Genomic DNA, 23,589 nt, shown 5'->3' on the forward strand with positions numbered 1-23,589 from the left:
TCGGCGGCCGCGATACTACCGACTGCGACGGTCGATACACGATCACACAGCCTCGTCGAACGGGTGTGCGGTGACGATCGGTAGCTTCGCTAGTCCGACGCCTCCGCCGCTGCCAACGGTTCGATCGCGATCTCCATCGACACGTCCTCGACGTCCCACTCCTTCCGATGGCCGTCCTCGACGGGCCGACGTTCGTCGGCACGGACCTCCTCGCGGATCACGTCTTCCCGTTCGTCGACGAGGTCGGCGATACGGTCGTCGTCGATCGCGAACTCGAGTGCGATCCGCTCTTCGACGTCGAGTTCGAGGTCCTTGCGCATCTCCTGGACGCGACGGATGACCTCGCGGGCGTAGCCCTCGCTCTCGATGTCGTCGGTCAGCGAGGCGTCGACGTAGGCCACGCCCCGGTCGTCGCCGTCGGTGCTAAACGCGGTGCCGGCGACGCTGTCCGGCGTCTGGGTCACGAAGGAAACCATCTCGTCGGTGATCTCCTCGCCGTCCTCGAGCACGTCCCCGACGGCGTCCTCGATCGCCGCGAGGCGCGGCTCGTCGATCCGGGCCTCGTTTAACGCGTTCATGACCCGACCGGCGCGGTCGCCGAACGCCGGGCCGAGTTCACTCATATCGGCCTCGGCGCTGTACTGGAGTTCGCCCCAGCGCTCCTCGGGCGAAACGAGTTCGACCGCCCGGGCGTTGAGCCGGTCCTCGAGCAGTTCGGTGTGGCGGGAAACGGCGTCGACGACCCGCTGGTCGTCGGCGGCCACGACGACGCGCGGAACGGGCCAGCGAAGCTTGCGGCCGGCCTGCTGACGGGCGTTCGCGCCGGCTTCCTCGATCGCACGCAGGAGAGCCACGTCGGTCTCGAGTTGAGTGTCCTCCCAGTACTCGTCGACGGCGGGCCAGTCCTCCATGTGGACGGTGTCGAACCCGTCGTTGCCGGTAAGCGTGCCGTAGATTTCCTCGCTGATAAAGGGCGCATAGGGCGCGAGCAGGGCAACGCTCTCCCGGAGCACGCGGTAGATCGTCGCGTAGGCGGCCGTCTTCGAGCCGCTGTCTTCTTCGGCCCACATGCGCTCGCGGACCGCCTGCACGTAGAACCGCGAGACGTCTTCGACGATGAACTCGATCAGCGCGTCGATCGCCTTGTCCTGGCGGAACTCCTCGAAGTGCTCGGTCATCTCCGCCTTCGTGGACTGGAGGCGGGCGAGCACCCACTCGTCGATCAGTTCGAGGTCCGAATCGACATCCTCCAGCGCCGTCTCCTGGGGATCGAACTCGTCCAACCGCATGTACGGCAGCGGGAACCGGAAGACGTTCCACAGCGTCCGGAGGTGGTTCTCCATCGTCTGCATCCCGTCCCAGTCGAAGCGCATGTCCTCGCCCTGCGGGTTGTTCGAGAGGAGGAACAGCCGCATCACGTCCCGGCCGTGGCGATCGATCGCCTCGTGGGGGTCGATCAGGATGTCCTTGGACTTGCTCATCGCGCGGCCGTCGGGCATGAGCGCGTGGCCGTGCATCAGGACCTCCTGGTACGGGCTCTCGCCGAGCGCCGCGGTCCCCATCCCCAACTGGGACCAGAACCAGCCCCGCGTCTGGTCGTGGGCCTCGAGAATGAGGTCGGCGGGCCAGAGGTCGTCGAACCGGCTGTCGTCCGCGGGGTAGTCTAACGTCCCCCACGAGGCGACCGAGGAGTCGAGCCAGACGTCGAACACGTCCGGAACGCGCGTGTAGGTGGTCCCGTCTTCGGTGATCGTCAGATCGTCGACCGTGTCCTTGTGGAGGTCGACGGCGTCCGGGTCGATGTCCTGATCGACGCGGTCCGCGAGTTCCTCGCGATCGCTGATGACGATCCGTTCTTCGTCGTCGTCCCGGTCTTCGGGCGTCCAGATCGGGAGCGGAATGCCCCAGTAGCGCTGCCGAGAGACGTTCCAGTCGGGCGCTTCCTCGACGAAGTCACGGAAGCGGTTGTCGCGGGCCCATTCGGGATGCCACTCGCTGTCCTCGATGTTCGCGAGGAGTTCGTCCTTGACGTCGGTGATCGTGATGAACCACTGGTCGGTGACGATCTGGAGGATGCCCGTGTCACAGCGCCAGCAGTGCCCATAGCTGTGCTGGACCGTCCCCGAGGCGAGCAACGCGCCGTTGTCCTCGAGGTCGGCCGTGATCTCCGGATCGGCGTCTTTGACGAACTGGCCCGCGTACTTGCCGGCCGCCTCGGTGTAGACGCCGTCGCCGCCGACCGGACAGAAGATCGGGAACCCGAGTTCGCGGCCGCGTTCGAAGTCCACTTCACCGTGGCCGGGCGCGGAGTGGACGAGCCCGGTACCGTCGCCGTCGGTATCGACGTAGTCGGCCGCGTAGACCTCGAACGCCCCCTCGTCGTCGACGTGGTCGGGCACCTCCTCGGCGAGCGGGTGCTCGTAGGCCCAGCCGAGCAGGTCCGCGCCGGACAGTTCCTCGACGACCTCGTAGTCGTCGTACCGACCCTCCCGCAGGACCGACTCGTGTTTCGCCTCGGCGACGTACAGCAGTTCCTCCTCGCCGTCCTTCTCGGCGCGGACGCCGACGTAGTCGCCGTCCTCATCGACGGCGACGAACGTGTTCGCCGGAATCGTCCACGGGGTCGTCGTCCAGACGACGAGCTGTCCCTCGCGATCCTCGAGATCGAACGTGACGTAGACCGAGGGGTCTTCGACGTCCTCGTACTCGACCTCGTTGTTCGCGATGGCAGTCTCACACCGGGGACACTGCGAGATCGAGCGGTGGCCCTTCTCGACGAGTCCGCGGTCGGCCGCCTTCGAGAACCCCCACCAGGCGGCCTCCATGTACTCGGGTTCGACCGTCCGGTAGGGATCGTCCCAGTCCATCCAGACGCCGAAATCCTGGAAGTCCTCCTGGAGCCCCTCGAGTTGCTCGTCGGCGTAGTCCTTACACTCCTGGATGAAGTTCTCCTCGCCGAACTCCTCGATATCCTGTTTATTCTCGAACCCGAGCCGTTCCTCGACGCGGGTCTCGATCGGGAGCCCGTGCATGTCGTAGCCCGGCCGATCGGTGACGTCGTACCCCTGCATTCGCAAAAAGCGGAGGTAAACGTCCTTCAGCGACTTGTTCCAGGTCGTTCCCATGTGCGCCGAGCCCGACGTGTACGGCGGGCCATCGACGAAGAAGAAGGACTCGCCGTCCGATCGGTGCTCGACCGTCTGCTCGTAGGCATCGACGTCGTCCCAGTACTCGAAGACCCGCTGCTCGAGTTCGTGTGGGTCGTACTGGTCGTCGACCTCGCCGAACCTGCTCATACCACACCTAATCGCCTCCGACAGTAAAGAGGAATCGATATTGCGGGTCACCGCCCGGTCGCCACCGTTCGCTGGCGGCGGCTATCGGAGCCGCTGATAGCCGGGCACACCCGTCACACGACGGCTGTGTGATCAGTGTGTACAGTTCAGTACCAGTCTACGAATTCGAACCCCGAGCCAGTCCCGCGACGCTCAGACGTACTGCGAGAGCACCTTCTGATAGCCCAGTCCGTACGCGCCGGCATAGAGCATGACGCCGCCGAGTGTGGCCAGCCACAGCGCGATCATCGCCTCGCCGGACCCGTAGTGCTGGACGCTCGCCTGTTCGACGAGGACGCCGCCGACCGTCAACACGGCGCCGATAAGGGTGTAGAGGCCCAATTGGAGTGATTCCGCGAGTAGTTCCGGACCGATCGATGTCATTAGCACGCCGTTAGCCGCCCGTCCAAGGTAAACTTGTCCCCTCAAATGTGACGGGACAGCACTGCTCACACAGTCGGAATCGACCGGCCTAAACCGCTGGAGACGTATCCCCGACCGTGCCCGCGTCCGACTCCGATACCGACGCTGACCCCCACTCCGCAGGCACCGCCGACCCCACCTATCCGACCGGTCACAACGTCCTCGAGCCCGGCTGTACCCGTTGTCCGGCCCTCGCCGACTCCCGGGAATGCATTTCGTGGGGGACCGGCGACCGCGACGCCAGCATCGTGGTCGTCGGCGAGGCACCCGGCCGCGGCACCCCTGACGCCGACCGCTGGCGGGGCGGAAACTGGACCGGCAAGGCCTACACCTCGTGCCACTCCGGCCGGCGCATCCGCCGGCTGCTCGCCGACGTGGGCTACGGCGACGACGCCTACTACACGAACGCGGTGAAGTGTTTTCCCGCCGATCCCGAGGAGCCGACAAGCAACCGAGAACCCACCCCCGAGGAACGGGAGAATTGCCGGCCGCACCTGCTGACCGAACTCGAGCAGGTCGAGCCGGCGGTCGTGCTGGCGACCGGCAAACACGCGACGAAAACAGTGCTTTCGGCCGAAGGGCGGGACCTCGAGGGGTTCGTCGACAGCGTCCTCGAACCCGTCCGGTGTGACCGACTCGAGGTGTGGCTCGTCCCGATACTACATCCATCGTACCAGGACGTCTGGATCGGGCGACTGGGGTACGACCGCGAGGAGTACCTCGCGGCGATCGGCGAAACGCTCGACGAATGCTGTAGTCCTTCCAGCGAGGGAGGGGACGCCTATAGTAGCAATTGAAACGAGTGACACACTGATCCCAACGCTGTCGTGCGATCAGGTGTGTACTGACGTTCAGTTGCTACTAGAGACATCTCGAAGCGACCGTGCTGCGATGGACACATCGCGGCCGCCGCCAACTGCACGATCGAAGCCGATCCCCGGTCGAATCGTCGGTAACCTTCATACGGCGAGCCGACTCATACTCGCGTATGAGTACGATCTTCAGCCAGATTGTGGAGGGAGAGATCCCGGCACGAATCGTGTACGAAGACGAGACGACCGTCGCGTTCCTCGACGCCAACCCGCTGGCTCCGGGCCACACGTTGGTTATCCCGAGAGACGAGTATGAGCGACTGAACGACGTTCCGGATGACATCGCCGCGGACCTCTACGACACGGTTCACCGCATGGTCCCCGCCGTCGAGGAGAGCGTCGACGCCGATGCGACGACCGTCGCGTTCAACAACGGCGAAGCGGCGGGCCAGGAGGTCCTCCACGTCCACTGTCACATCGTCCCCCGCTTCGAGGGCGACGGCGGCGGCCCCATTCACGCCATCGCGGGCGATCGGCCCGACCTCGACGACGACGACCTCGACGACATCGCCGCGGACATCGAGTCTCGAGCCTGACCCGGGCGTGGGAGTCGCGCTCGAGCGACCGACACCGACGCATCGCGAAGACGATGCTGTCGGCGACGGCTGCCGTCGGCGGTCCCAGTGCCGTGACGTTTTTGCCGTCCGCGTGTGTGGCTCGGGTATGGCCCTCGCCGGCATCGTCGCCGAGTTGCGTGCCCATCCCGTCGCCGTGGCTCTCGAACTCGGCAGCGTCCTCGTTTGCTGTCTGTTGTTCGCCGGGACGTTCGTCCTCCTTGCGACGGGCGCACCGACCGGCAGGGGCGACCCGTGGCTGGCACTGATCGGCGTCGGCGTCGCCTTCGTGCTCTTCTGGACGGTGCTCGTCCCGCTGTACGAGCGGACACGGACCTAACGAAGGTCTGGATGTCCCGTTCGGAACGTGGGGATCCGTGGACTCTGACAGCAAGTCATTTACTTACGTGACGACTCGTTAGAAACGAATGCCCTCCGGCAAGTCACGACGACGGCTCCTCGCCGGTGCCGGTAGTGTCCTATTCGGCGGCAGTGTCGCAGTCTTCGGCGGTGACACCATCACCGCCAATTTGGAATCCACTGGGTCCACCCAACTCGGCGCTACTGATCTCACCACGGGAACGATGCCAGCGAGTGCAGACACGCTCGCCGTGGCGCAGGTCGACCGAACGGAGCCGCCAGAGGCTGTCCGCGCCGTCGCCGGATTGATCGCCGAAACCTGTCCGTTTGCTTCAGTTCCCGCGCGACTTCGCGGACTGGTATCCACGGATTCGTCTCAGACCGTCGATCCGTCACGCATCGGGAAACTCGCATTCGTCGGTTCGGCCGACGGTCGCGGTGCAGTCGTCGTCTGGGCAGACTGGACGGAAGATCACTTCGCTGATGTCGTTAGCGTGGGTGGTTCCACCGACCGCCGGACTGAAATGCGCTACGGCAGGCCGATGTACATCGCCGGAGACACAGCCGGGAGCGTGCTCGCAGAGACGGCGTTCGTCGTCGGACATCCGTCCATCGTCGTGGACACCATCGGGGTCTGGCACGGCGACGAGGGACCAGTCGGTGAATCGACGCTTTCGACATACTCCCTGACCCGACGGCAGTCTCCGTTTCGGTTCACTCTCGGCGAAGTTCAACCACTGTGTGACTGCAGTACAGACGTTCGGAAGTCACCGGTGTACGATCACGTCACACGTCGGTATGGGTTCATCTCGAACGCAGGAGTGCTCCGTGTGTCAATGGCGCTGGACTCGAAGAACTCGGAAAATACCGCGGCACTTGCGGCCGCTCTCCGTCGGGACCTCGGTCTCACGGAGGGGGTGGCTGCTCGGGTCGAACTTCCGAGCGAGGCCGGTTCCGAACTCTCCGTCCGTGAGGGGATCGACGCCGTGACGGTCCGATTCTCTCCCGCGGACACACCACACCCGAGTACGCTTACCGATCTCTTCGGTGGCCTTTCACAACTCGTTGCAGGGGAGTGACGAAGCCGTGGTGTCCCAACATCTTATCAAGAGTTGTATGCTGGTCTCCATTGACGGACAGTTGTCGTAGATCATTGCTATTGATCAGTGTCTCCGATTCGCCTGAACGACGGCTCGAGTCGTCGTTCTCGTCGCTGTCCGATTATTCTGCGGCGTCGGCAGGTCGAATCCAGATAGCACGGCGCGGTTCTGTCTTTTTCTTCCGGATGCGACCGCTGTCGGCAAGGTCGGTGAGAAATTTGTACGCCGTCCGGCGCGGAATGTCCAGTTTGTCGGCGATTTCTCGACTGGTGTAGGGTTCAAGTGGCTCCATCGTCTCGTAGACATCGTCCGCAGTGACGTCGTGTTCCGCAGTAAATTGTCCTCGAGCGTTCCGTTCCCGGTTCTCGTCCATGGATGGCGTTCGGTATCCCTGATGTTAAAACCTTGCCCAACACGGCACCGGAAACTTTATTACCCACACCTTACAAGGCACGGATACGGAAGACCAGTCCCTCGGGGCGTGACTGTCGAGGAAACGCCCGCGTGCTGATGACACGCGGACTGGGCTTCTGTGGGCAGAAACCCATGTCGATGAAGACAGTCGCCGGACTTCAGGATTCCGGCACGGCCACAGATCGTCTGCCAAACAGGGCGGCTGTAGCGCGTGGGCGTTCGATGACGGTTTCACGCGCGTTGCCTGCTCGAGCCGAGCGGTCGTTTCGGGTGAGCGCGGATGAGCGACGCGGACGTCGATTCCGAGACGGCCGAATCGCTCGCCCGCGCACGGCTCGCCGAGGCGCTCAGACATCCCGGCGAGTCGACGGGAAGCGACATCGCCCGGCTTGCGGAACTCGCCGACGCCATCACGACCGCGCTGGACCGTGGCGAGAGACCCGAGAAACGCACCGTCGAGGAAGCCCGCTTCCGTGCGGACCGGATCGAAACGCGGCTGGACGAGGTGACGGCACTGTTCGGCTGGCACCCGCGGGATGCGGGCGCGAACTGGGGGGTCCCTGCCCGACGACCGACGGGCCGAGATCGAGGCCCGCGACTCGGGTGACGATACCGGGAGAGGAACCGGGAACGGCATCCGCCCGCCCGATCGAGTCGAAAATCGGAGGAAGAGGAGCTAGAGGAGCGTCCCGATGAGGAGATCCCCATAACAGATCGCGATCAGCAGTCCGACGAAGATCGGCACCAGAAACGGCGTCCCGGGCGAGATCCAGACCGTCTCCGCGGTCGCGAGCACCTCGAGCCCGTCGCGGAGCGTCTCGGGCGTCGTCCCGTAGGCCGAGCCGTCGATATCGTCCAAGAACGCCGCGGCACCCCAGGGATCGTCGGACGGCGAGGCCATCTCGGACCCCCGTTCGAGCCCCGCGTCCTCGGCGGTCGACTCGAGCGTGCCGCCGTCCCCGCGAACGGGTCCATCCGCCGTCACCGCGCCGTCGGTCGGCGGGTTCGGCTCGGCCGGCAGCGTCGCCGGATCCCGGTACCGATCGGGTCGCTCGCGAAGCTCAGCCAGCGAGAGCCCCCGCCAGCGGAGGTACATCCGCAGCGCGTCGAGATCGAGCCCGCCCTGAGAGAGCCCCGCAGGCGTCTCGAGCAGGCGGCCGTGGGTCTCCGGCACCCGATCCCACGCGACCGGCCAGCCGACGATCATGACCGGGGCGATCCGTCCCGCGGCGGCGTTGCGGACGGCGAGAACGAGCGGCAACACGACACCGACCAGGACGGCGTTGGTGAGGATGGTAAACGAGAACGCGCCGACGGTCGTGGTCGACTCGAGCGGGAGCGTCCACGAGCCAAGCGTGTATTCGGGAAACGTCGGGAAGAGGACGGCGAGGACGAGCAGGGCCTTCGCGTCGGCCCCGCCGAAGCCGCCGAACCACCAGAACAGGTAGGCGATGGGAACGACCAGGCCGAGACTGATCGCCGTCGGAATCAGGAACGCGTCGGTCCAGGCGGTTCCGCCGGCGGTCCAGGCCAGCCAGCCGTCCCAGAGCAGCAGCGCAGTCCCCAGCAGGGAGAGGGGGATCCAGACGGTGCTCGAGACCCGGCGGGTCTCGATGTCGCGGTAGGCGGTCCAGGCGAAGACGGGGACGGCGACGAGTCGAAGGAGGTCCGGACCCGTCGCGACGGCACCAGCGAGCGTCACGACCGTTCCTCGGAAGCGCGGTCCCCTTACGTTTTCGGCCTTCCGGGCGGACGGTCACGGAACGAAGCAACGACCGGTATCGGCCACGGACCGCCGGTCATGCGCCTGGTCCCCGAAAAGCAGCGGAACAAACGGTATATCCGTCGGTACTGACAAGGGACCGCCCATGAAAGAGGGCGCAGTGTGTTCGACCCTGTACGTCGGCGTGCTGCTTGTGGTTCCGGGCCTGCTGGCCTGGCTGACCGGTCAGGCGTTTATTTTCCCGAGTCTGGACCCCACTGCCTTCCTGTTAGCGACGGTTCGAGACGGGGACGTGACCGCGCCGCGGCGCGTGATCGGCGGTCACGCCATCGGCGTCGTGGCAGGGCTAGTCGCGTATCACGCGATCGCGCCCGAGTTCGGTGTGAGCATGCCCACGGCCGCGCCGATGCTCGCGACCGCACAGCTCCGCGTCGTCGCCAGCGGCGTGGTCGCCGCCGTCCTCACGACGGGCGGGATGCTCGCGACCGAGACGGTCCACCCGCCCGCCTGTGCGACGACGCTGATCGTCTCCCTGGGGCTCCTCCCGTCGCTCGTCGACGGCGCGCTCATCGTGGTCGCCGTCGTCGTCCTCGTCGCCGTGCACGAACTCGTCGTGCACGGGCCGGCGTTCAGCGGCTCCTCTCGGGGGCGTCGCTGAACTCGTCGAAGAGCGCGGCGACGCGGTCCTCGATCCCGTCGCGGATTGCACGGACTGCCTCGAGCTCGCGACCGTCCGGGTCCTCAAGCGCCCAGTCGCGAACGTCGACGGCTGCGTCCACGTCGCCGAGTTCGAGCGTCGAACAGCCCATCGTCGCGACGGTGTCACACGAGCGGAGGGTGTCGGGGGTGATCTCCCGGGGTGTTCGGTCGGTGAGGTCGACGCCGACTTCGTTCATGACGGCGATCACGCCCTCGTGAACGCCGTCGGCGGGACGGGTGCCGCCGGTCAGGATTTCGACGCGGTCCACGAGGCCACGGCGGTCACGTTCGCGTTCGGCGAACGCGGTGGCCATCTGGGAGCGGCCGGCGTTCTGGACGCACACGAAGGCGATACGAATCGGGTCGTCTACAGTGGGTTCTGTTGCCATGATTGTGGGTTGCGTGGGTAGTCGTCGGTCGGTGATTCGGCTGTCGTTGCCTCAAGGCGTTCTCGACAGTCGCCAAGCACCAGCACCGCGGTCAGCCTCGAGAACGCGCCGGTCGCGGACACGTCAGTAACGAAAGTGAAACGCGATCCCGAAATCGGGATCGCCGGCAATAGCGCACGAAGCGCCGGTATCGGTTCCATCCTGTTTTATAACTCTCTTGGACCACCATGTAGTATGGAGATCGAGCCGAAGATTCGATTTGCAATTGAACACATCACCTTCGGATACGGTGTTCACTATCTTCTGCAGGTTCTTCTTCTCCAGTTCGCATCACTATTTCTATCATTCCAGTTCTCTAAGGATCTTGTATTGGAAGTTGAAAAAAAGAGCCTCTTTATGATAGTATACAGTGGTGCCTCAGTCATATTCGTTCTAATACTACTTCTGTTCGTCAAAAGAATGAGCGAGCGGACTCTTTCACCAAAACTCCACAGAAAATCTAATATTTTGGTCTCGGCAGCAGGGTACTTTCTCGCGTCTGGTGTGATAGTTGTTTTCGGATATGTTATTCTGATCCATGCTACCTCCCGTGGAACAGGAATTGGGGCGCTTGATTACGTATTCTCAGTCATGCTTACAGCACTATTTGCAACTCTACTTGCTGTTGGTTATCACGCTCGCGTAGTTGATGACCAACCTGACCGAGATCGTATCATCAATACGATCTCCAAGTGGGAGGAATCTTTCTCTTGGGTCGAATACGAAGAAGGTACGGAAGGCCGGAAGTCGACACGTGAAGAGTTTGGATCTTCATTAGAAGAAATATCTGACCTACTATCCATGGCAAAGACAAAGGACGGACGCGAATTGAAAGATGAATTTGAATCATGGAGGTCGTCTTTTGAACAGCATAGTCAGCTATCCAAAGAAACAATTATCAGGGGACAGCAGAACAAAGGGAATGAACGGTTAGAACAGGAACACAAACAACTAGAGGAAATTCGGGACCAGTTTCAAGTGATAAAAGGGTCATAAGACAGTGCAACCGTATAAGAAATTAGAGGACGTGGTTCCTCACGAGGAGAATATACTGATCCTCACTACTAGTGATACCTGTTTCAATTACGATTTTTCGGATATTGTTGAAGAGATTCGGGAAGGAATCCGCGGAGACAAATTACTTATTGAAGAATATTACCATTCTCTATCAGATTTGTCTAACCGAGACAAGTTGATTCAAAACAGTGTTTGGGTCATCCATTGGAATGAATGCCTAAAGGATGACCAGTACCCCCAGTTAGGATTTTATTTGGAGACACGAAGTTACCCTAATGAAGCAGAAGTTATCATCTGCGTTGACGGTGGTTCTGCCACAGTATCCAAAGTAGAGTCAGAATATCCGCATCTTACTGTTGCATCCAGCAAAGAGCAGTTAGTAGCATACTCACGGGGTCATTTGAATACCGCGAACCCGATAACAAAAGGCGGCCGCAAGAAGATCAAGCGGTGGAATGAAGAGGTTTGTGAAGACTTGGGGGTGATCTGATGCCTAGTGAATGGAAGGTACTGAAACGGGCAGTTGAGTCGCTTGACCTTACTAGTGATGAATTTGAAGATTATGTAATGGTCATCACAGATGTATACGGTGATGCCATTGCTAGCTCCGGCGATTTTGAAGACTTTAGCGAGGAATACTATGATTTCCTCAATAGAAAAGTGTTCCCGCACGAGAGGGTGATTTCAACTCTTAGAGAAGCAGGAGTATCCGAAGAAGACTTGATTGTCTTTCAGGATGGCGAGGTCCCTTGCGATGATCTTGTGAAGACATGGAACAAGATCGAGTTTAATATTGACGAGCTTGTGGACATGGCGATGATGCTCAAATTGGTGAAAGATTATTCCTTTTATTCTGAGAACGATATGATCGAATCTCGATACCGTTTCCAGAAATTGCTGTATTTCATCAATAAATACCTCAAGAAAGAAGAATCCTATACCATCAGTAACTCTGTGGGTGGAGAACTCGGAATGCTGGACAGAACAGGTTATCGTTACCGGTTCACGAGACGAGATTCAGGACCGTATTCCAACGTGGCCTATGAGGATAAGAATCGTCTGTACGCATGGAGTTTGATAGATGAACTAGTCGTTTCGGAGGATGGTACTGGCGAGGTCGCTGAACGAAACCGACGATACGGAATAAAATTAACCCCACGAGGAGAGGCGATGGTAAAACGGGTCTACGACCGGATCGAAGAATCAGATAGTGTCATAATCTACTCATGGAACGACACCCAGAACAAGGTCGTTAGAGAGATCGCAGGGATGTCACATGACGAACTAACTAATATGGTTAAAGGAGATAAAAGCCTACTGCGAGCAGAGAGCGGAGATGAGTTACTGGTTGGTCCAGAGAAAAAGTTCCAAACTAGTGAGATCAATTTCGTGGAAGAACTAACGGAGGAGATCGCTCATGGCTAGTCGCGAAGAAGTGATTAGTAGCGTTGTTTCTGATCTCGAACAGAAAAAAGGCATTGAGCCAGAAGACATTGAAGAAGGCGAAAATATCCTACGAGAGAATTATGATACTCTTGATTTCCCTGTAGGTCGAGTCACTCTACAGCGTATTTGGATAGATAAATTCAGAAATCTAAATGATGAAGATGTCCGATTTGAGAATCAGAATACAGTTCTTTATGGAGAAAATGATAGTGGGAAAACAGCTGTCTTGGAAGCTATTCGGTTTAACTTATTTGGACGGCAAGAGAGGCAGAGAATAACACTCCCCGACCCCATTCAACATGACAAAAACTCACTCACTACTGTCGGAAATTGGACGGTAGACAGTCAACACCATCTTATTCGACGATCTATGGAAAAAGAGGGGTCGGCATATGTTGGTCATCAACGTCCAAAATTAGTTTTCGACCCTAATTCCGAAGATGCCAATCCACATCAAGCCCGAAATACCCAACAGGATATCTCAGAAGCATTTGGTCTCTGGCCGGTTGAATCCCGTGAGTTAGGCCGCTATAATATATTCTCACTATTCTGTTTGATGGCTCCTGACTTTAAGACCTTCCTGAGGTGGCAGGACAAGGACGACTTCCTAGACCTCCTGTTTGGGATGGACATGGCGAGTGCGATCAATCAAAGCAAGACTCTGAGGCAGAATAAGTACGCAATATCTGACGAGGAGAAAACAGCACCAGAAGAGTTGGCAGTTGCAAAAAGCCGCATAGACGAAATTGAAGAGAGACTATCAAAGCTGTATGGATATAAAGAGCGAGTAAACGAGATTATTTCAGCCAAGAAAGACGAGCTGCGTTCAGTCAATGACGTAATTCAGAGGGATGATGAGTATCAGAGACTCAAAGAACTCGAATCAAAGCGGCTTCGGCTGGAACGCCAAGTGAGTAAACTGGAATCTGAAAAACGAGAAACGCGTGGCGATCTCCGGCAAAAACGAGTGCGCATAGAGCGGTTGGAAGAGATGCAGATGGGCGAGGACCTTCATTCCACCGCTCAGGAACTACAGAAGTACATGAATGTACCCGATCGGTGTCCTGTCTGTACCAACGATGTAGATGATACCCAGCGCCGTCGGCTACTGCAAGAGGGTAGCTGCCCCCTTTGTGCAAAACCTGTTCCAACGGAACGAATCGAAATTGGATCGGAAAGAGATGTTGAAGAATCAATTGAGGAACAGGAGAAAATGGCAGAGGAGTTGGTCGAGCTGCGAGACGAAGAGAGGAAATTAGAGGGAGAATTTAAGAGACTGGTTAGGGAACTTCAGGAGAAGGAGTCTGAGCTAGAGCGAGTAGAAAGCCAGATAGAGGACAACAGTGCGGAAAGACTTCTCGAATATCAGGATGAATTAGAGAAGACGGTTTCTGACCTAGAGGGAACGGCCACCGCGATCCAAGTCGAAGTAAACGCTAACAAGAGGGAGTTAGAGAGTTTGGAAGAGGAGATGGATAAACTTCAAGGTGCATATGAATCCCGCAAATTAAAATCTCGAAAGATACAGGCTCTATCGTCTTTTGAGAAGTCTGTGAATTATCATATAGAGCAAGAACGGGCCAGTCTAAAGAATGAACTTGAATCAGAAATGAACACTCTACTAAAGTATTTCAAAGAGGGATCTTTCGCAGATGCGGACGAGGTGACGTTCGATAGCCAAGGCGGGTATAATTTTACTGTTGAGATGGATGTGCAAGATGACATTCCGTCAAGTCGTCATAATCAGAATTCGAACGAAGGCAAAATCCTTGCCCTGCTGTTCCATACTACAGTACTAAAACTGCTTTCAAAGCAGAGCAATACCATCCCAATTCGGATGTTCTTAATTGATTCCCCTTATTCTGATGCACCTGATACTGGAAATGCTCCCGACATCACCCGATTTTTATCAGCACTTCCCGACATCCTTCCTGACTACCAAATCATTCTTACAGTAGCCGACACCTCAATGGTTGAGAGGCAGGACTTTAGCGGCGATTATAAAATACGGAATTTCTCATAACTTGCCTCGGTGTGATTTCGTTCTAAATATGAATCTCGAGTTTGTCAAGCCAATAATCCAGTAACATTGCTCAACCAGTACACTATCCTCCCTTCTACCATTTCGAGTCTTAAACTGGGAGATTCCAAGAACTGCGAGAAGCGAAGCTATCGACGCCCAAAAATATGGAAACCGGGTTTATGAACCGCGTCCCGGCTGTTAACAATTATTAGCTGCTGTGTCTTAGATGACGCGGTTCTGCAGGTAGTCGAGGTGCTTGGCGTTGTAGACGATTTTGACCTCGTCAGTCTCGGCGGACCCGATGCAGGTCAGGCGGACGTTTTTCTCCTCGACCTCTTCGTCGGAGAGGATCTGCTGCATGTCCATGTCGATCTCGCCCTCGAAGACGATCGCGGCGCAGTTCGCACAGGCACCGGCGCGACACGAGAAGGGCCAGTCGTAGCCCTGTGCTTCGGCCGCCTCGAGGATGTATTCGCCCTCGGCGACTTCGAGCGAGCCGTAGTCCTCCTCGTCGAGGCCGGCATCGGCGGCCTGCTCGAAGAGGTCGTCGTCGTCCATGTCCCAGCCCTGATCGTCCAGTACTTCGTAGTTGAGGTATTCTACCGTGGGCATCACTCTGCGATTCGAGTCCCGCACTGGTATAGCTTGCTGTTCAGTCCTAAATTGTCTTTGAGCCAGAATTGACCAATTCGGAGGAAACAATGCCTCGGTTCGTTACAAGAGGAGTGCTCGAGCGGCAGAGGAAGCAGAAATGTCCGAACGTATTCGCAGGACCGGTGCGTTCGTTGCCGGGTCCGAAATTCAGGGGGGACGCCCATTGACATGCCGCCGAGTCGAGGGGATGGTCCGACGGAGCGCGACAGCGGGACGAGGAGAAAGAACACGTCCGCCAACCCGGCCGAGGCGAAGGGGATGCTCCTCAAGGCGATTGCAGAACCGACGGCCCCGTCGGGACGGCATTACAGCAGCGAGGTCACGAGGTCCGGTGACGGTGAACCGAGGGCCGGCATTGGCACCGATGGGCCGGCACTGTTGCCGCATGCGGGGTCGTAGCTCCAACGAAAGCAGACGGCGTCTTGCCGGAACTACCCGGATCGGATACCGGAGACGGCTGTTCCGGTCGAGCACCGCCGTCGGATCAGAACCCGAAAATCGGGATGAACCGGAACGTGAGATAGGCACCGACCGTCGAGATCGCCGGCACGACGTTCTGCATGAGGATCACGCGAGCGGTCGTCGAAGGATCGAACAGGTCCGACGCCTTCGGGATGTCTTCGGGTTCCTCCTCGCCGATCTCGGGCGACTGTTCGCCTTCTTCCTCGGCGGTCAGCGCGCCGACCGAAACGCGAGTCTCCTCGCCGGCCCTGACGCCCGACAGCGTCGTCGTCCGGGTCGCTCGGCCCCAACCGAGACCGATAATACTCATCGTCGCCACTACGACGAAACTCGCGGGAATACCGATGATCGACAGCGAAATCACGATCGCCGATGCGACGACTGCGACGACGATCGCCGCTGTCAGCGGGAGGTTCGTGATGTCGTTGCCGAGCGTGTCGAGCGTTCGGCGAGCGATGGTGAAGCAACCGACCGTGACCGCCGCCGACCCGATGAGGATGAGCGGGACCATGTCGACGTCGCCAGTCCCGTAGATCGGTGCGATGGCGTTCGCGATGTTACTCGTCCCCGAGGAAAACGCCATCAGACACCCGATCCCGACGACGGCGAACGCACCGGAGATTTCCCGCCGCGTCGCGTTCTCCCCGAACCGGAGCCGGGGGACGAAACCAGAGTAATCGATCGTGATCATCTGTCTGCCACCATCGTTCCCCTCGATCGCGATCCAGGCGTTGATCCGCGGGTAGAAGTACCGGCCGACGACTCCCGCCACCCAGAAGCCGATGATCGGCGCGACGATCCACCAGACGACGATCTCACCCATCACCGCCCAGTCGAGTTCGCCGGTCGCGAGTCCGAGCGCGGCGATCGCGCCGACGGCCGTCATCGATGTCGACGCGGGGACGCCGGCGTAGTTCCCGATGAACAGCGCGCCGCCGATGAAGAAGAGCACGGCGACGTTCGACCGCGTGGTGAAAATGCTGGAATCCCGCACGAGCTCTTGGCCGAGCGTATTGACGACCTTCGGGCCGATGGTGATCGCCCCGAGGAAAAAGAAGATCGACATCAAGCCCGCTGCCATCAGTTTCGTGATCACGTTGGCACCGACGGCCGGCCCGAACGCGGGGCCGGTGGTCGAACCGCCGATGTTGAATCCGACGAAGATCGCGACGAGAATCCCTACGATAAGCAGTACTTCTGGCACGGCAGATAACTCGTACGTCCGACCGTAAAAACGCGCCTATTTGCGGTTCCCATCGTTCGACCGGAGACGCGCGGAGCGTCGAGACGCGCGTCGTTCCGGGGCGGATGAAACGGCGGGTCAGCAGCTTACCGGACGACGACGACCGGAACTGGGGACCCCTGAACGACCTTCTCGGCGATGTTGCCGACGAAGACGCGATCCACCACAGACCCACTGTGGGTGCCGATCACGACCGTCTCGTAGTCGTTGGCCCGGTCGATAATCGCACGAGCGGGATTGCCCAGTTCGATCCGGGTCTCGAGTTCCGCGTCGCCGCCGGCGTCCGCGACGATTTCGCGTGCGCGATCGAATATCGGCTCCGCGTGTTCCGCCGCTGCGTCCTCGAGATCGTCGGCGAGCGCGAGCCCCGTCGCGTGTCCCCACATCTGGGACGGCTTGCCGACGACGTGCAAGACCGTTATCTCGGCGTCGGGATAGACCTCAAGGGCGTACTCGAGGGCGCGTTCGCTCATTTTCGAGTCATCTATCGGAACCAAGACGCGTGAGACCATAGGTCACATTCCACGCCGGGAAGAATAAACACGCAGGAACGGCACGGTCCCGGACCGGCGACCGAGCGGGTTCGGGGCACGGTCTGTGGCTCGACGAGCGCGAGACGAGAGTGGGACGAGTGTGCAGTGTCTCGAACTGAGTGGCTGCCTCGAGTCAGAGTCCGAAGATCGGAACGAACCGAAACGTGGCGTACGCACCGACTGTCGCGATGAGCGGGACGATGTTCTGCATGAGGACGACGCGGGCCGTCGTCGCCGGATTGAAGAGGTCGACCGCGCTGGGAATCCGTTCCGGGTCCTCGTCGCCGATCGACGGCAGCTCGTTGCCCTCCTCGTCGGCGGTCAGCGCGTCGACCGAGACCGGGACCGACTCCTCGCCCCGGACGGCGTCGGCCACCGTTATCGGGCGCGTCGCCCGCCCCCAGCCGAGACCGATGATACACATCGTCGCGATGATGACGAAACTCGCGGGAATGCCGATCGCGGAGAGAAAGATGACGAGCGAGGCGCTCACCGTCGCGGTGACGATCGCCGCCGTCAACGGGAGCTCCGTGAGTTCGTTCCCCATCGTCTCGAGGGTGCGCCGCGCGATCGTGACCGTGCCGATCCCGACCGCGGCACAGCCGATGACGATCGCGGGATTCATCTCGAGTTCGCCGCTCCCGACGAGCGGGGCGATCGCATTTGCGATGTTCGAGGTCCCGGAGCTGAACGCCATCAGACAGCCAATGGCGATCACCATTGTCACGCCCCCCAACTCGCGCCAGGTCGTGGTGTCGGTCGGGAACGGAATCGGAACCCGACGGGACCGGTCGATCCGGTAGAGGGGCCCCGCACTGCGCGTCATCGCGAGCCGTCGATTGAGAGACGAGTAGAAGTAGCGGCCGATAATCAGCGAGACCCAGAACCCGATAAACGGAGAGACGATCCACCAGATAGCGATCTCGCCCATGACTGCCACGTTGAGTTCGCCGGCGGCGAGTCCGAGACCCGCAATCGAGCCGACAGCCGTCATCGACGTCGACGCGGGGACGCCGAAGAAGTTGCCGACGAACAACGCAGCACCGATAAAGAAGAGGACGCCGATACTCGCCTCGAGCGTGAAGACGCTGGGATCCCGGACGAGTTCGCGGCCGAGAGTATCGACGACGCGGCGACCGATCGTCCACGCCCCGACGAAGAAAAACACCGTCATCAGCACGCCGGCCGCGGTCTTCGAGATGGCATCGGCACCGACGGCCGGGCCGAACGCCGGGCCGGTCGTCGCACCGCCGACGTTGTATCCCACGAAAACGGCCACGAGAATGCCGACGAGAAGCAACACGGAAACCATACTGAGAGACAGCTATCACGTCGATTCGGATATTCGTTATGCCGTCTCGTACGCTGAGAGGATCGACAGCCGTCGGACGCGAGTCTCGATCGACGAAACGGGAGACGGCGACGAAGGTTATCGAGCGGCGTTGCCGGTCTCGTCCTCTCCGCCCGCCGTTTCGTCGACGACCGTCTCCTCGAGGAGATCCTCGATTTCGTCCTCGCGTGGACGACGTTCGATGCGTTCATCGACGGTTTCGATCCGTTGCTGGACCGTGTCGACTTGCTCGCCGATCGTCTGTTCGACGGCTTCTTCGACCGTCTCTTCCATCTCCCTCGTCATCCATTCCGGATCGAAGCGCGCCATCTTCCAGATCACATGTAATGCGTACGATACGAGGACGCCCAACCCGAGCGCTAACCCGACTCGCGTTCCCTCAACGACGATCAAGGCGACCGAGACGAAAATCAGGCCGCCGTAGGCGAGATCGATGATCGCGTCGAGATGGCGCGGCTTCATCGCTCGATCAGCCCCTGCAGCGCAGTTGCGAGTTGGTTTCGGACTCGATCCATACGGGGTCGCACCACGTGCCGTCATTTCAGGGTACCGTGTGAAGTCACTTTGGGGAATCTGCAGCAGACGCCTCAGAAGAACGTGCTTCCGAAGACGGTGGCCACCGACAGCAGTAACTGCAGCGGCGCGTCGATGCGAACGGAGTCGGTAAAGCGGGAACCGCCGGGGCCGTAGACGAACAGGATCGTCCGATAGCCGATCGGGCCCAGGAAGGCAGTGCTCGCGGCGCTGGTCGGTCGGCGAAACCGTCGCCTTTACTCGCGCCGGCCCCGCGCACTCGAGTATGACCGACGACGCGAGCGGCGAGGACGAGAGCTTCGAGGTGATACCGGCGGTCGACATCCAAGACGGCGAGGTCGTCCAGCTCGTGCAGGGGGAGCGCGGGACCGAAAAGACCTACGGCGATCCAGTCGCGGCCGCCCAGCGGTGGATCGACGCCGGGGCGGAAACGCTGCATCTCGTCGATCTCGACGGTGCGTTCGAGGGCGAACGGGGGAACGCAGCGGCCATCGATGCGGTGATCGACGCCGTCGACGTACCGACACAATTGGGCGGCGGAATCCGCACCGCCGAGGACGCGATCGATCTGCTCGAACGCGGCGTCGATCGGGTCATCCTCGGTACCGCAGCGGTCGAGCGCCCCGAAATCGTCGCGGCGATCAGCGAGGACCATCCCGGCAGCGTCGTGGTCAGCCTCGACGCGAAAGACGGCGAAGTCGTCGTCGAGGGATGGACCGAAGGGGCGGGCATCAGTCCCGTCGAGGCCGCCCGCCGGTACGCGGATCTCGGGGCCGCCGCGATCCTCTTTACGAACGTCGACGTCGAGGGGCGACTCGAGGGCGTCGCCACCGAGCCGGTCCGCGAACTGGTCGACGCGACCGACATTCCCGTGATCGCCAGCGGCGGCGTCGCGACGCTCGCGGACGTACGGGCCCTCGAGGACGCCGGTGCGGCAGCGGTCGTCGTCGGGAGCGCGCTCTACGAGGGGAATTTTACGCTCGCAGAGGCACAGGCGACGGTCGACGCCGACGAGTAGCCCGCGGTCGTTCCCCGCATCTCGATTCGACGAATAGTCAGGGAGTCGATACCGACCAGTAAAGCTGTCGAACACGCCCGGATAGTCGCGTGTGTTGTCTTCCTCCGGCAATGGTGGTCATCGGGCCGCTCACCGCTAGTCGCGGCCTTGCCGTCGTGCTCGGCGCGTCCCGGGCACGAGTCGGCCGACAGTGAGGCGGTCGGACGGCGTCACGGGTCGACCGAGAGAGGCACCGACTTCGAGGCGTGAGAGGGCGGCGTGTGACTCGCGGAGCGCCCAGCCGGCTTAGCTGTTGTAGCCGTGCCCGACGTAGAGGGCGAGGACGTTGGCCGCCAACAGGAGGAGGAAGGTCAGCGTGACTGACGGATCGCCGAGACCCTGTGCGAGGAGGGGGAGATGCACGAAGGGCAGGGCGATGGCACCCCAGAACGACAGGAACTGGGTGGGCCCTTTGAGCGAGTGGACGAACCGCTCGGCGTAGTCGCGGCTCGGCTCCGTCTCAGGGCTGGATGGGGCGATCGATTCGTTCGAAACGGGGGAGGGGTTGGACATCGAAACGGGTCACCTCTTCTCGAGTACGACATTCAGCTACCGGATCATATAATCAGCCGAAGATTGGCGTCGTTTCGGACCGTTTCATTCCCGCTAATGAGAGGCAAACGACGTTTTGAAACTCGATCTAACGTACGGAGACATTTTATAGCCCATTTTCAGCCAATAATCACGAATTCCGACTGACGCGGGAACTGGACTCGATCGATCCCGTTGACGGCGACGAGCGGAACCGCCTTGTATCGGGGGCGGCATGACTCTCCCATGAGCGAGCGAACGGCGACTGTCACCCGTACGACCGCCGAGACGACGATCGAGTGTACGCTCGAGCTAGACGGCAGCGGGACGGCCACGGTCGAGACCGGTATCGGCTTCTTCGATCACATGCTGACGTCGTTCGCCAAACACGGCCTGTTCGACCTCGAGGTCGACTGTGACGGCGACCTCGGGATCGACGACCACCACACGGTCGAGGACGTCGCGATCGTACTCGGTGAGGCCATCGACGACGCGCTGGGTGACCGGGCGGGAATCGTCCGCTACGCCGATCGGCGGGTGCCGCTCGACGAGGCCGTCGCGGGGGTCGTCGTCGACGTCAGCGGGCGGCCGCGATTCTACTTCGACGGCAGCTTTTCGCAGGCACGGATCGGCGGGTTCACAAGCGACATGGCCCGCCACTTCGCCGAATCGCTGGCGATGAACGCCGGGCTCACACTCCACCTCGAGGTCGACGGCGAGAACGCCCACCACGAGGTCGAGGCGCTGTTCAAAGCGCTCGCCCGGAGCCTCGACGACGCGACGCGACGCGACGAGCGACGCGAGGGGACGCCGAGCACGAAGGGAACGCTGTAGCCGTCTGCCGCGCGGTATGCCGGGAACGCGTCCGGACGTGGAATCGAAACGGGCGTGGGCCGTCAGCTTACGAGCGCCGCAGCTTGCCCCCTTTTTCGACGAACTCGCCCTCGGCGACGGCGTAGTCGACGATCGCCGCTGCTTCGGGGCGCTCGAGGTCGTAGGCTCCCGCCGCCAGCTCCTCGACGGCGCTGCGTTCCATCGGAAACTCGCGGTTGCGGAGGAGGCGAATAACCTTGCTGTAAGCCGTCGGCGGGCCGGTCGGCGCGTCGGTCGTAGCTTCGTCGGGCGGCGACTCGTCGGCTGCCTGGTCGGTCGAACCGGCCGCGGCCGCCGTCCCTGTCTCGGTCCCGTCCGACTCGGTCGAGCCGTCGCCGGCCGCCCGCTCGGTGCGCTCGAAGGTGATCCCGTCTTCGAGGACCGACTCCGCGGGCGCTCCCGACTGCGATCCCGAGCCGGGGTCAGGGTCACCCTCGGCCCCCGCCCCGTCTCGAGGGCCCGTCCGCTCATCGCGCTCCGCTGCCGCGTCCGAGACGGTCGCGTTCGGACTGGTGGTCCGCCGTCGCTTCTCCGTCGATCGGTCGGCGCTGGCCACCACGTCCTCGGAGCCGTCGGCTGGGTCGGTGGGACGTCCGTCCCGATCGCGATCCGCAGCGTCGGGGCCGCGCTCGGCACCGGCCCGTGCGAGCAGCGGTTCGAGCAGCGTCTCGAGTCGGTCCTTGCAGTCACGGCAGGGAACGACGCGGCGCTGTTCGGTCTCGGTCGGCTCGAGTTCGGGGGGAACGATCTCGAACGCGCCGATCGCCTCGGCACCGCAGAAGTCACAGCTCCGGAGTTCGCGCATAGTGTCGGCCTGCACGGGAACGGTGAAAAATCATCCGTCAGACGACGTTCCGGGCGGCCGACCGCGAGCGGATCGCCGACGCCGCCGGCCGAGGCCGATCACCGGACATTATACCGGCGCAGCCGTACACTCGGCAACGAATGTTCGACGAGATCATGGAGAAGTTCGAGGGATCGCCGAGCCAGCAGGCGGTGATCCGGCTGCTACTCGAGCGCGGGTTCTCGGTCAACGACGACGGCCGGGTCGTCTCCGGCGGCATCGAAATTCCGAACACGGGAATCGCCCGCGAGATCGGCGTCGACCGACGGGTCGTCGACTCGACGACGGATGTCATCCTCGAGGACCCCGAGCTACGGCGGATCTTCCAGAACATCTCGCAGGTCCCGAGTCTGATGGATCTGGCACCGGTCCTTGATCTGACCGTCCTCTCCGTCGAAGTGACCAACGCCGAACAGGAGGGGATCGTTGCCGAAGTCACCGGCACGCTGGCCGACCACGACATCTCGATCCGCCAGACGATCAGCGAGGACCCCGAGTTCACCGACGAGCCGCGGCTCTACCTGATCACCGACGAGGAGCTCTCGGGCGAGGTCATCACCGCGATCCGCGACCTCTCGTTCGTCCGAAAGATAGAGATTCAGTGACCGACCGTCAGTCGTCGCCCCCGACCGCGACGGTGTCCGCGAAGTCGTCGAGGATCGACTCGAGCGCGCTGGTGAGTTCCTCGAACCGTTCCATCGACATGTCGTCGGTCGTCACCCAGACGCCGTGTGGCCCGCGAATGACCCGCGAGAGGTACCCGTTCTCGAACATGCGGATGGTCGCCTGATACTCGCCGAGTTGCGTGTTCCGGTAGGCCGACTGGGAGCGAAAGCCCAGCCGCTCGTGTTCGGCGAAGCCGATCAGGTCCGCGGTCTGTTCCAGATCCGACCGGAGGTACAACTGCTCGATGTCGTCCTCGGTAAAGTACGTGATGCTGCGCAGTTCGTCACCCACCGTCGTCCGACAGCTACTGTAGATCTCGTCCGCGAGTTCGGCGTCGATGGTCTCGCCGTTCATGTGTCCACACAGCGCATGGAAGACCAATAGCGTACGGGTCCCAGCGAAACGTTCACACGAGACTGCTCCGTCTCCCCGACGCGAAACGGACGG

The 23,589-nt window shown here is 61.1% G+C and carries 26 protein-coding genes; 13 read left to right on the forward strand and 13 right to left on the reverse strand.

All coding sequences use genetic code 11. The features are described from left to right. Positions 1–89: 89 nt before the first annotated feature. A complete protein-coding gene (ileS, locus tag C486_RS10810; protein WP_008456011.1) occupies positions 90–3,296 on the reverse strand; it encodes an isoleucine--tRNA ligase in 3,207 nt (1,068 codons plus the stop codon). A 192-nt stretch (positions 3,297–3,488) separates the two neighbouring features. After that, on the reverse strand, positions 3,489–3,719 hold the full coding sequence (locus C486_RS10815) for a hypothetical protein (RefSeq protein WP_008456013.1): 231 nt from the start codon (positions 3,717–3,719) through the stop codon (positions 3,489–3,491). Between the two features lie 116 nt (positions 3,720–3,835). Here C486_RS10815 and C486_RS10820 point away from each other — a divergent pair, with 116 nt between their 5' ends. The 4 genes from C486_RS10820 (at position 3,836) to C486_RS10835 (ending at position 6,623) form a co-directional block, all read left to right on the forward strand. Further along, positions 3,836–4,555 carry a uracil-DNA glycosylase gene (locus C486_RS10820; protein ID WP_008456015.1) on the forward strand — a complete coding sequence of 240 codons (720 nt, stop codon included), beginning with the start codon at positions 3,836–3,838 and terminating at the stop codon, positions 4,553–4,555. A 191-nt stretch (positions 4,556–4,746) separates the two neighbouring features. Next, positions 4,747–5,166: an HIT family protein gene (locus C486_RS10825; RefSeq protein ID WP_008456016.1), complete on the forward strand. Its 420-nt coding sequence runs from the start codon at positions 4,747–4,749 to the stop codon at positions 5,164–5,166. A 127-nt stretch (positions 5,167–5,293) separates the two neighbouring features. Next, on the forward strand, positions 5,294–5,524 hold the full coding sequence (locus C486_RS10830) for a hypothetical protein (protein WP_049910433.1): 231 nt from the start codon (positions 5,294–5,296) through the stop codon (positions 5,522–5,524). A gap of 88 nt (positions 5,525–5,612) precedes the next feature. Continuing rightward, entirely contained in the window at positions 5,613–6,623 is a 1,011-nt protein-coding gene (locus tag C486_RS10835; RefSeq protein WP_008456021.1) for a hypothetical protein, read from the forward strand. Between the two features lie 142 nt (positions 6,624–6,765). Here C486_RS10835 and C486_RS10840 read toward each other — a convergent pair whose 3' ends face one another. Next, complete coding sequence (locus tag C486_RS10840; RefSeq protein ID WP_008456023.1) at positions 6,766–7,017, reverse strand: helix-turn-helix domain-containing protein; 252 nt, start codon at positions 7,015–7,017, stop codon at positions 6,766–6,768. Between the two features lie 321 nt (positions 7,018–7,338). On the opposite strand from C486_RS10840, the gene C486_RS10845 reads away from it, so the two are divergent. Beyond that, positions 7,339–7,665 carry a hypothetical protein gene (locus C486_RS10845; protein ID WP_008456024.1) on the forward strand — a complete coding sequence of 109 codons (327 nt, stop codon included), beginning with the start codon at positions 7,339–7,341 and terminating at the stop codon, positions 7,663–7,665. A gap of 69 nt (positions 7,666–7,734) precedes the next feature. On the opposite strand, the gene C486_RS10850 is transcribed toward C486_RS10845, so the two are convergent. Beyond that, positions 7,735–8,760, reverse strand: a complete 1,026-nt coding sequence (locus C486_RS10850) for an A24 family peptidase (protein WP_008456025.1) — start codon at positions 8,758–8,760, stop codon at positions 7,735–7,737. Between the two features lie 166 nt (positions 8,761–8,926). On the opposite strand from C486_RS10850, the gene C486_RS10855 reads away from it, so the two are divergent. After that, positions 8,927–9,439, forward strand: a complete 513-nt coding sequence (locus C486_RS10855) for an HPP family protein (protein WP_008456026.1) — start codon at positions 8,927–8,929, stop codon at positions 9,437–9,439. On the opposite strand, the gene C486_RS10860 is transcribed toward C486_RS10855, so the two are convergent. Beyond that, positions 9,411–9,869 carry an arsenate-mycothiol transferase ArsC gene (locus C486_RS10860; RefSeq protein WP_008456027.1) on the reverse strand — a complete coding sequence of 153 codons (459 nt, stop codon included), beginning with the start codon at positions 9,867–9,869 and terminating at the stop codon, positions 9,411–9,413. The two genes, C486_RS10855 and C486_RS10860, sit on opposite strands and share 29 nt — an antisense overlap. Before the next feature lie 234 nt (positions 9,870–10,103). Here C486_RS10860 and C486_RS21005 point away from each other — a divergent pair, with 234 nt between their 5' ends. The 4 genes from C486_RS21005 to C486_RS10870 are packed head-to-tail and all read left to right on the forward strand — an operon-like array spanning position 10,104 to position 14,394. Next, the gene (locus C486_RS21005) at positions 10,104–10,904 is read left to right on the forward strand and encodes a hypothetical protein (protein WP_152419160.1); all 801 of its coding nucleotides are present in this window, start codon (positions 10,104–10,106) and stop codon (positions 10,902–10,904) included. A gap of 4 nt (positions 10,905–10,908) precedes the next feature. Further along, positions 10,909–11,415, forward strand: a complete 507-nt coding sequence (locus C486_RS21010; RefSeq protein WP_152419161.1) for a hypothetical protein — start codon at positions 10,909–10,911, stop codon at positions 11,413–11,415. Continuing rightward, entirely contained in the window at positions 11,415–12,350 is a 936-nt protein-coding gene (locus C486_RS10865; RefSeq protein WP_152419162.1) for a hypothetical protein, read from the forward strand. The genes C486_RS21010 and C486_RS10865 overlap by 1 nt, the downstream gene beginning before the upstream one ends. After that, positions 12,343–14,394 (forward strand): AAA family ATPase, encoded by a 2,052-nt coding sequence (locus tag C486_RS10870; RefSeq protein ID WP_083866023.1) that lies wholly within the window; start codon positions 12,343–12,345, stop codon positions 14,392–14,394. The genes C486_RS10865 and C486_RS10870 overlap by 8 nt, the downstream gene beginning before the upstream one ends. A gap of 222 nt (positions 14,395–14,616) precedes the next feature. Here the strand turns inward: C486_RS10870 and fer are convergent, their stop codons facing one another. The 5 genes from fer to C486_RS10895 form a co-directional block, all read right to left on the reverse strand. Beyond that, positions 14,617–15,006: a ferredoxin Fer gene (fer, locus tag C486_RS10875; RefSeq protein ID WP_008456030.1), complete on the reverse strand. Its 390-nt coding sequence runs from the start codon at positions 15,004–15,006 to the stop codon at positions 14,617–14,619. A gap of 526 nt (positions 15,007–15,532) precedes the next feature. Next, positions 15,533–16,714: an inorganic phosphate transporter gene (locus C486_RS10880; RefSeq protein WP_008456032.1), complete on the reverse strand. Its 1,182-nt coding sequence runs from the start codon at positions 16,712–16,714 to the stop codon at positions 15,533–15,535. Between the two features lie 125 nt (positions 16,715–16,839). Continuing rightward, complete coding sequence (locus tag C486_RS10885) at positions 16,840–17,265, reverse strand: universal stress protein (RefSeq protein WP_008456037.1); 426 nt, start codon at positions 17,263–17,265, stop codon at positions 16,840–16,842. A gap of 154 nt (positions 17,266–17,419) precedes the next feature. After that, positions 17,420–18,598: an inorganic phosphate transporter gene (locus tag C486_RS10890; protein WP_008456038.1), complete on the reverse strand. Its 1,179-nt coding sequence runs from the start codon at positions 18,596–18,598 to the stop codon at positions 17,420–17,422. 117 nt (positions 18,599–18,715) lie between these two features. After that, positions 18,716–19,099, reverse strand: a complete 384-nt coding sequence (locus C486_RS10895; protein ID WP_008456040.1) for a hypothetical protein — start codon at positions 19,097–19,099, stop codon at positions 18,716–18,718. Between the two features lie 337 nt (positions 19,100–19,436). Between C486_RS10895 and hisA the strand changes: the two genes are divergently transcribed. Next, positions 19,437–20,189 carry a 1-(5-phosphoribosyl)-5-[(5-phosphoribosylamino)methylideneamino]imidazole-4-carboxamide isomerase gene (gene hisA / locus C486_RS10900; RefSeq protein ID WP_008456042.1) on the forward strand — a complete coding sequence of 251 codons (753 nt, stop codon included), beginning with the start codon at positions 19,437–19,439 and terminating at the stop codon, positions 20,187–20,189. A 285-nt stretch (positions 20,190–20,474) separates the two neighbouring features. Here the strand turns inward: hisA and C486_RS10905 are convergent, their stop codons facing one another. Then, on the reverse strand, positions 20,475–20,741 hold the full coding sequence (locus tag C486_RS10905) for a hypothetical protein (RefSeq protein WP_008456043.1): 267 nt from the start codon (positions 20,739–20,741) through the stop codon (positions 20,475–20,477). A 264-nt stretch (positions 20,742–21,005) separates the two neighbouring features. Between C486_RS10905 and hisB the strand changes: the two genes are divergently transcribed. After that, a complete protein-coding gene (gene hisB / locus C486_RS10910; RefSeq protein ID WP_008456044.1) occupies positions 21,006–21,593 on the forward strand; it encodes an imidazoleglycerol-phosphate dehydratase HisB in 588 nt (195 codons plus the stop codon). A 67-nt stretch (positions 21,594–21,660) separates the two neighbouring features. Here the strand turns inward: hisB and C486_RS10915 are convergent, their stop codons facing one another. Next, positions 21,661–22,437, reverse strand: a complete 777-nt coding sequence (locus C486_RS10915; protein ID WP_008456046.1) for a hypothetical protein — start codon at positions 22,435–22,437, stop codon at positions 21,661–21,663. Positions 22,438–22,577: 140 nt separating this feature from the next. On the opposite strand from C486_RS10915, the gene C486_RS10920 reads away from it, so the two are divergent. After that, on the forward strand, positions 22,578–23,081 hold the full coding sequence (locus C486_RS10920) for an amino acid-binding protein (RefSeq protein ID WP_008456048.1): 504 nt from the start codon (positions 22,578–22,580) through the stop codon (positions 23,079–23,081). Between the two features lie 7 nt (positions 23,082–23,088). On the opposite strand, the gene C486_RS10925 is transcribed toward C486_RS10920, so the two are convergent. Then, positions 23,089–23,496: a DUF7522 family protein gene (locus C486_RS10925; RefSeq protein ID WP_008456050.1), complete on the reverse strand. Its 408-nt coding sequence runs from the start codon at positions 23,494–23,496 to the stop codon at positions 23,089–23,091. Positions 23,497–23,589 lie beyond the last annotated feature (93 nt).

Source organism: Natrinema gari JCM 14663 (assembly GCF_000337175.1).
Taxonomy (GTDB): domain Archaea; phylum Halobacteriota; class Halobacteria; order Halobacteriales; family Natrialbaceae; genus Natrinema; species Natrinema gari.

What these genes read in the sequence shown, in the direction of transcription:
- ileS (WP_008456011.1), bottom strand. Translation starts at nt 3,296, where the DNA reads ATGAGCAGGTTCGGCGAGGTCGACGACCAGTACGACCCACACGAACTC.
- C486_RS10815 (WP_008456013.1), bottom strand. Translation starts at nt 3,719, where the DNA reads ATGACATCGATCGGTCCGGAACTACTCGCGGAATCACTCCAATTGGGC.
- C486_RS10825 (WP_008456016.1), top strand. Translation starts at nt 4,747, where the DNA reads ATGAGTACGATCTTCAGCCAGATTGTGGAGGGAGAGATCCCGGCACGA.
- C486_RS10830 (WP_049910433.1), top strand. Translation starts at nt 5,294, where the DNA reads ATGGCCCTCGCCGGCATCGTCGCCGAGTTGCGTGCCCATCCCGTCGCC.
- C486_RS10835 (WP_008456021.1), top strand. Translation starts at nt 5,613, where the DNA reads ATGCCCTCCGGCAAGTCACGACGACGGCTCCTCGCCGGTGCCGGTAGT.
- C486_RS10840 (WP_008456023.1), bottom strand. Translation starts at nt 7,017, where the DNA reads ATGGACGAGAACCGGGAACGGAACGCTCGAGGACAATTTACTGCGGAA.
- C486_RS10845 (WP_008456024.1), top strand. Translation starts at nt 7,339, where the DNA reads ATGAGCGACGCGGACGTCGATTCCGAGACGGCCGAATCGCTCGCCCGC.
- C486_RS10855 (WP_008456026.1), top strand. Translation starts at nt 8,927, where the DNA reads ATGAAAGAGGGCGCAGTGTGTTCGACCCTGTACGTCGGCGTGCTGCTT.
- C486_RS10860 (WP_008456027.1), bottom strand. Translation starts at nt 9,869, where the DNA reads ATGGCAACAGAACCCACTGTAGACGACCCGATTCGTATCGCCTTCGTG.
- C486_RS21005 (WP_152419160.1), top strand. Translation starts at nt 10,104, where the DNA reads ATGGAGATCGAGCCGAAGATTCGATTTGCAATTGAACACATCACCTTC.
- C486_RS10865 (WP_152419162.1), top strand. Translation starts at nt 11,415, where the DNA reads ATGCCTAGTGAATGGAAGGTACTGAAACGGGCAGTTGAGTCGCTTGAC.
- C486_RS10870 (WP_083866023.1), top strand. Translation starts at nt 12,343, where the DNA reads ATGGCTAGTCGCGAAGAAGTGATTAGTAGCGTTGTTTCTGATCTCGAA.
- fer (WP_008456030.1), bottom strand. Translation starts at nt 15,006, where the DNA reads ATGCCCACGGTAGAATACCTCAACTACGAAGTACTGGACGATCAGGGC.
- C486_RS10885 (WP_008456037.1), bottom strand. Translation starts at nt 17,265, where the DNA reads ATGGTCTCACGCGTCTTGGTTCCGATAGATGACTCGAAAATGAGCGAA.
- C486_RS10890 (WP_008456038.1), bottom strand. Translation starts at nt 18,598, where the DNA reads ATGGTTTCCGTGTTGCTTCTCGTCGGCATTCTCGTGGCCGTTTTCGTG.
- C486_RS10895 (WP_008456040.1), bottom strand. Translation starts at nt 19,099, where the DNA reads ATGAAGCCGCGCCATCTCGACGCGATCATCGATCTCGCCTACGGCGGC.
- hisA (WP_008456042.1), top strand. Translation starts at nt 19,437, where the DNA reads ATGACCGACGACGCGAGCGGCGAGGACGAGAGCTTCGAGGTGATACCG.
- C486_RS10905 (WP_008456043.1), bottom strand. Translation starts at nt 20,741, where the DNA reads ATGTCCAACCCCTCCCCCGTTTCGAACGAATCGATCGCCCCATCCAGC.
- hisB (WP_008456044.1), top strand. Translation starts at nt 21,006, where the DNA reads ATGAGCGAGCGAACGGCGACTGTCACCCGTACGACCGCCGAGACGACG.
- C486_RS10915 (WP_008456046.1), bottom strand. Translation starts at nt 22,437, where the DNA reads ATGCGCGAACTCCGGAGCTGTGACTTCTGCGGTGCCGAGGCGATCGGC.
- C486_RS10920 (WP_008456048.1), top strand. Translation starts at nt 22,578, where the DNA reads ATGTTCGACGAGATCATGGAGAAGTTCGAGGGATCGCCGAGCCAGCAG.
- C486_RS10925 (WP_008456050.1), bottom strand. Translation starts at nt 23,496, where the DNA reads ATGAACGGCGAGACCATCGACGCCGAACTCGCGGACGAGATCTACAGT.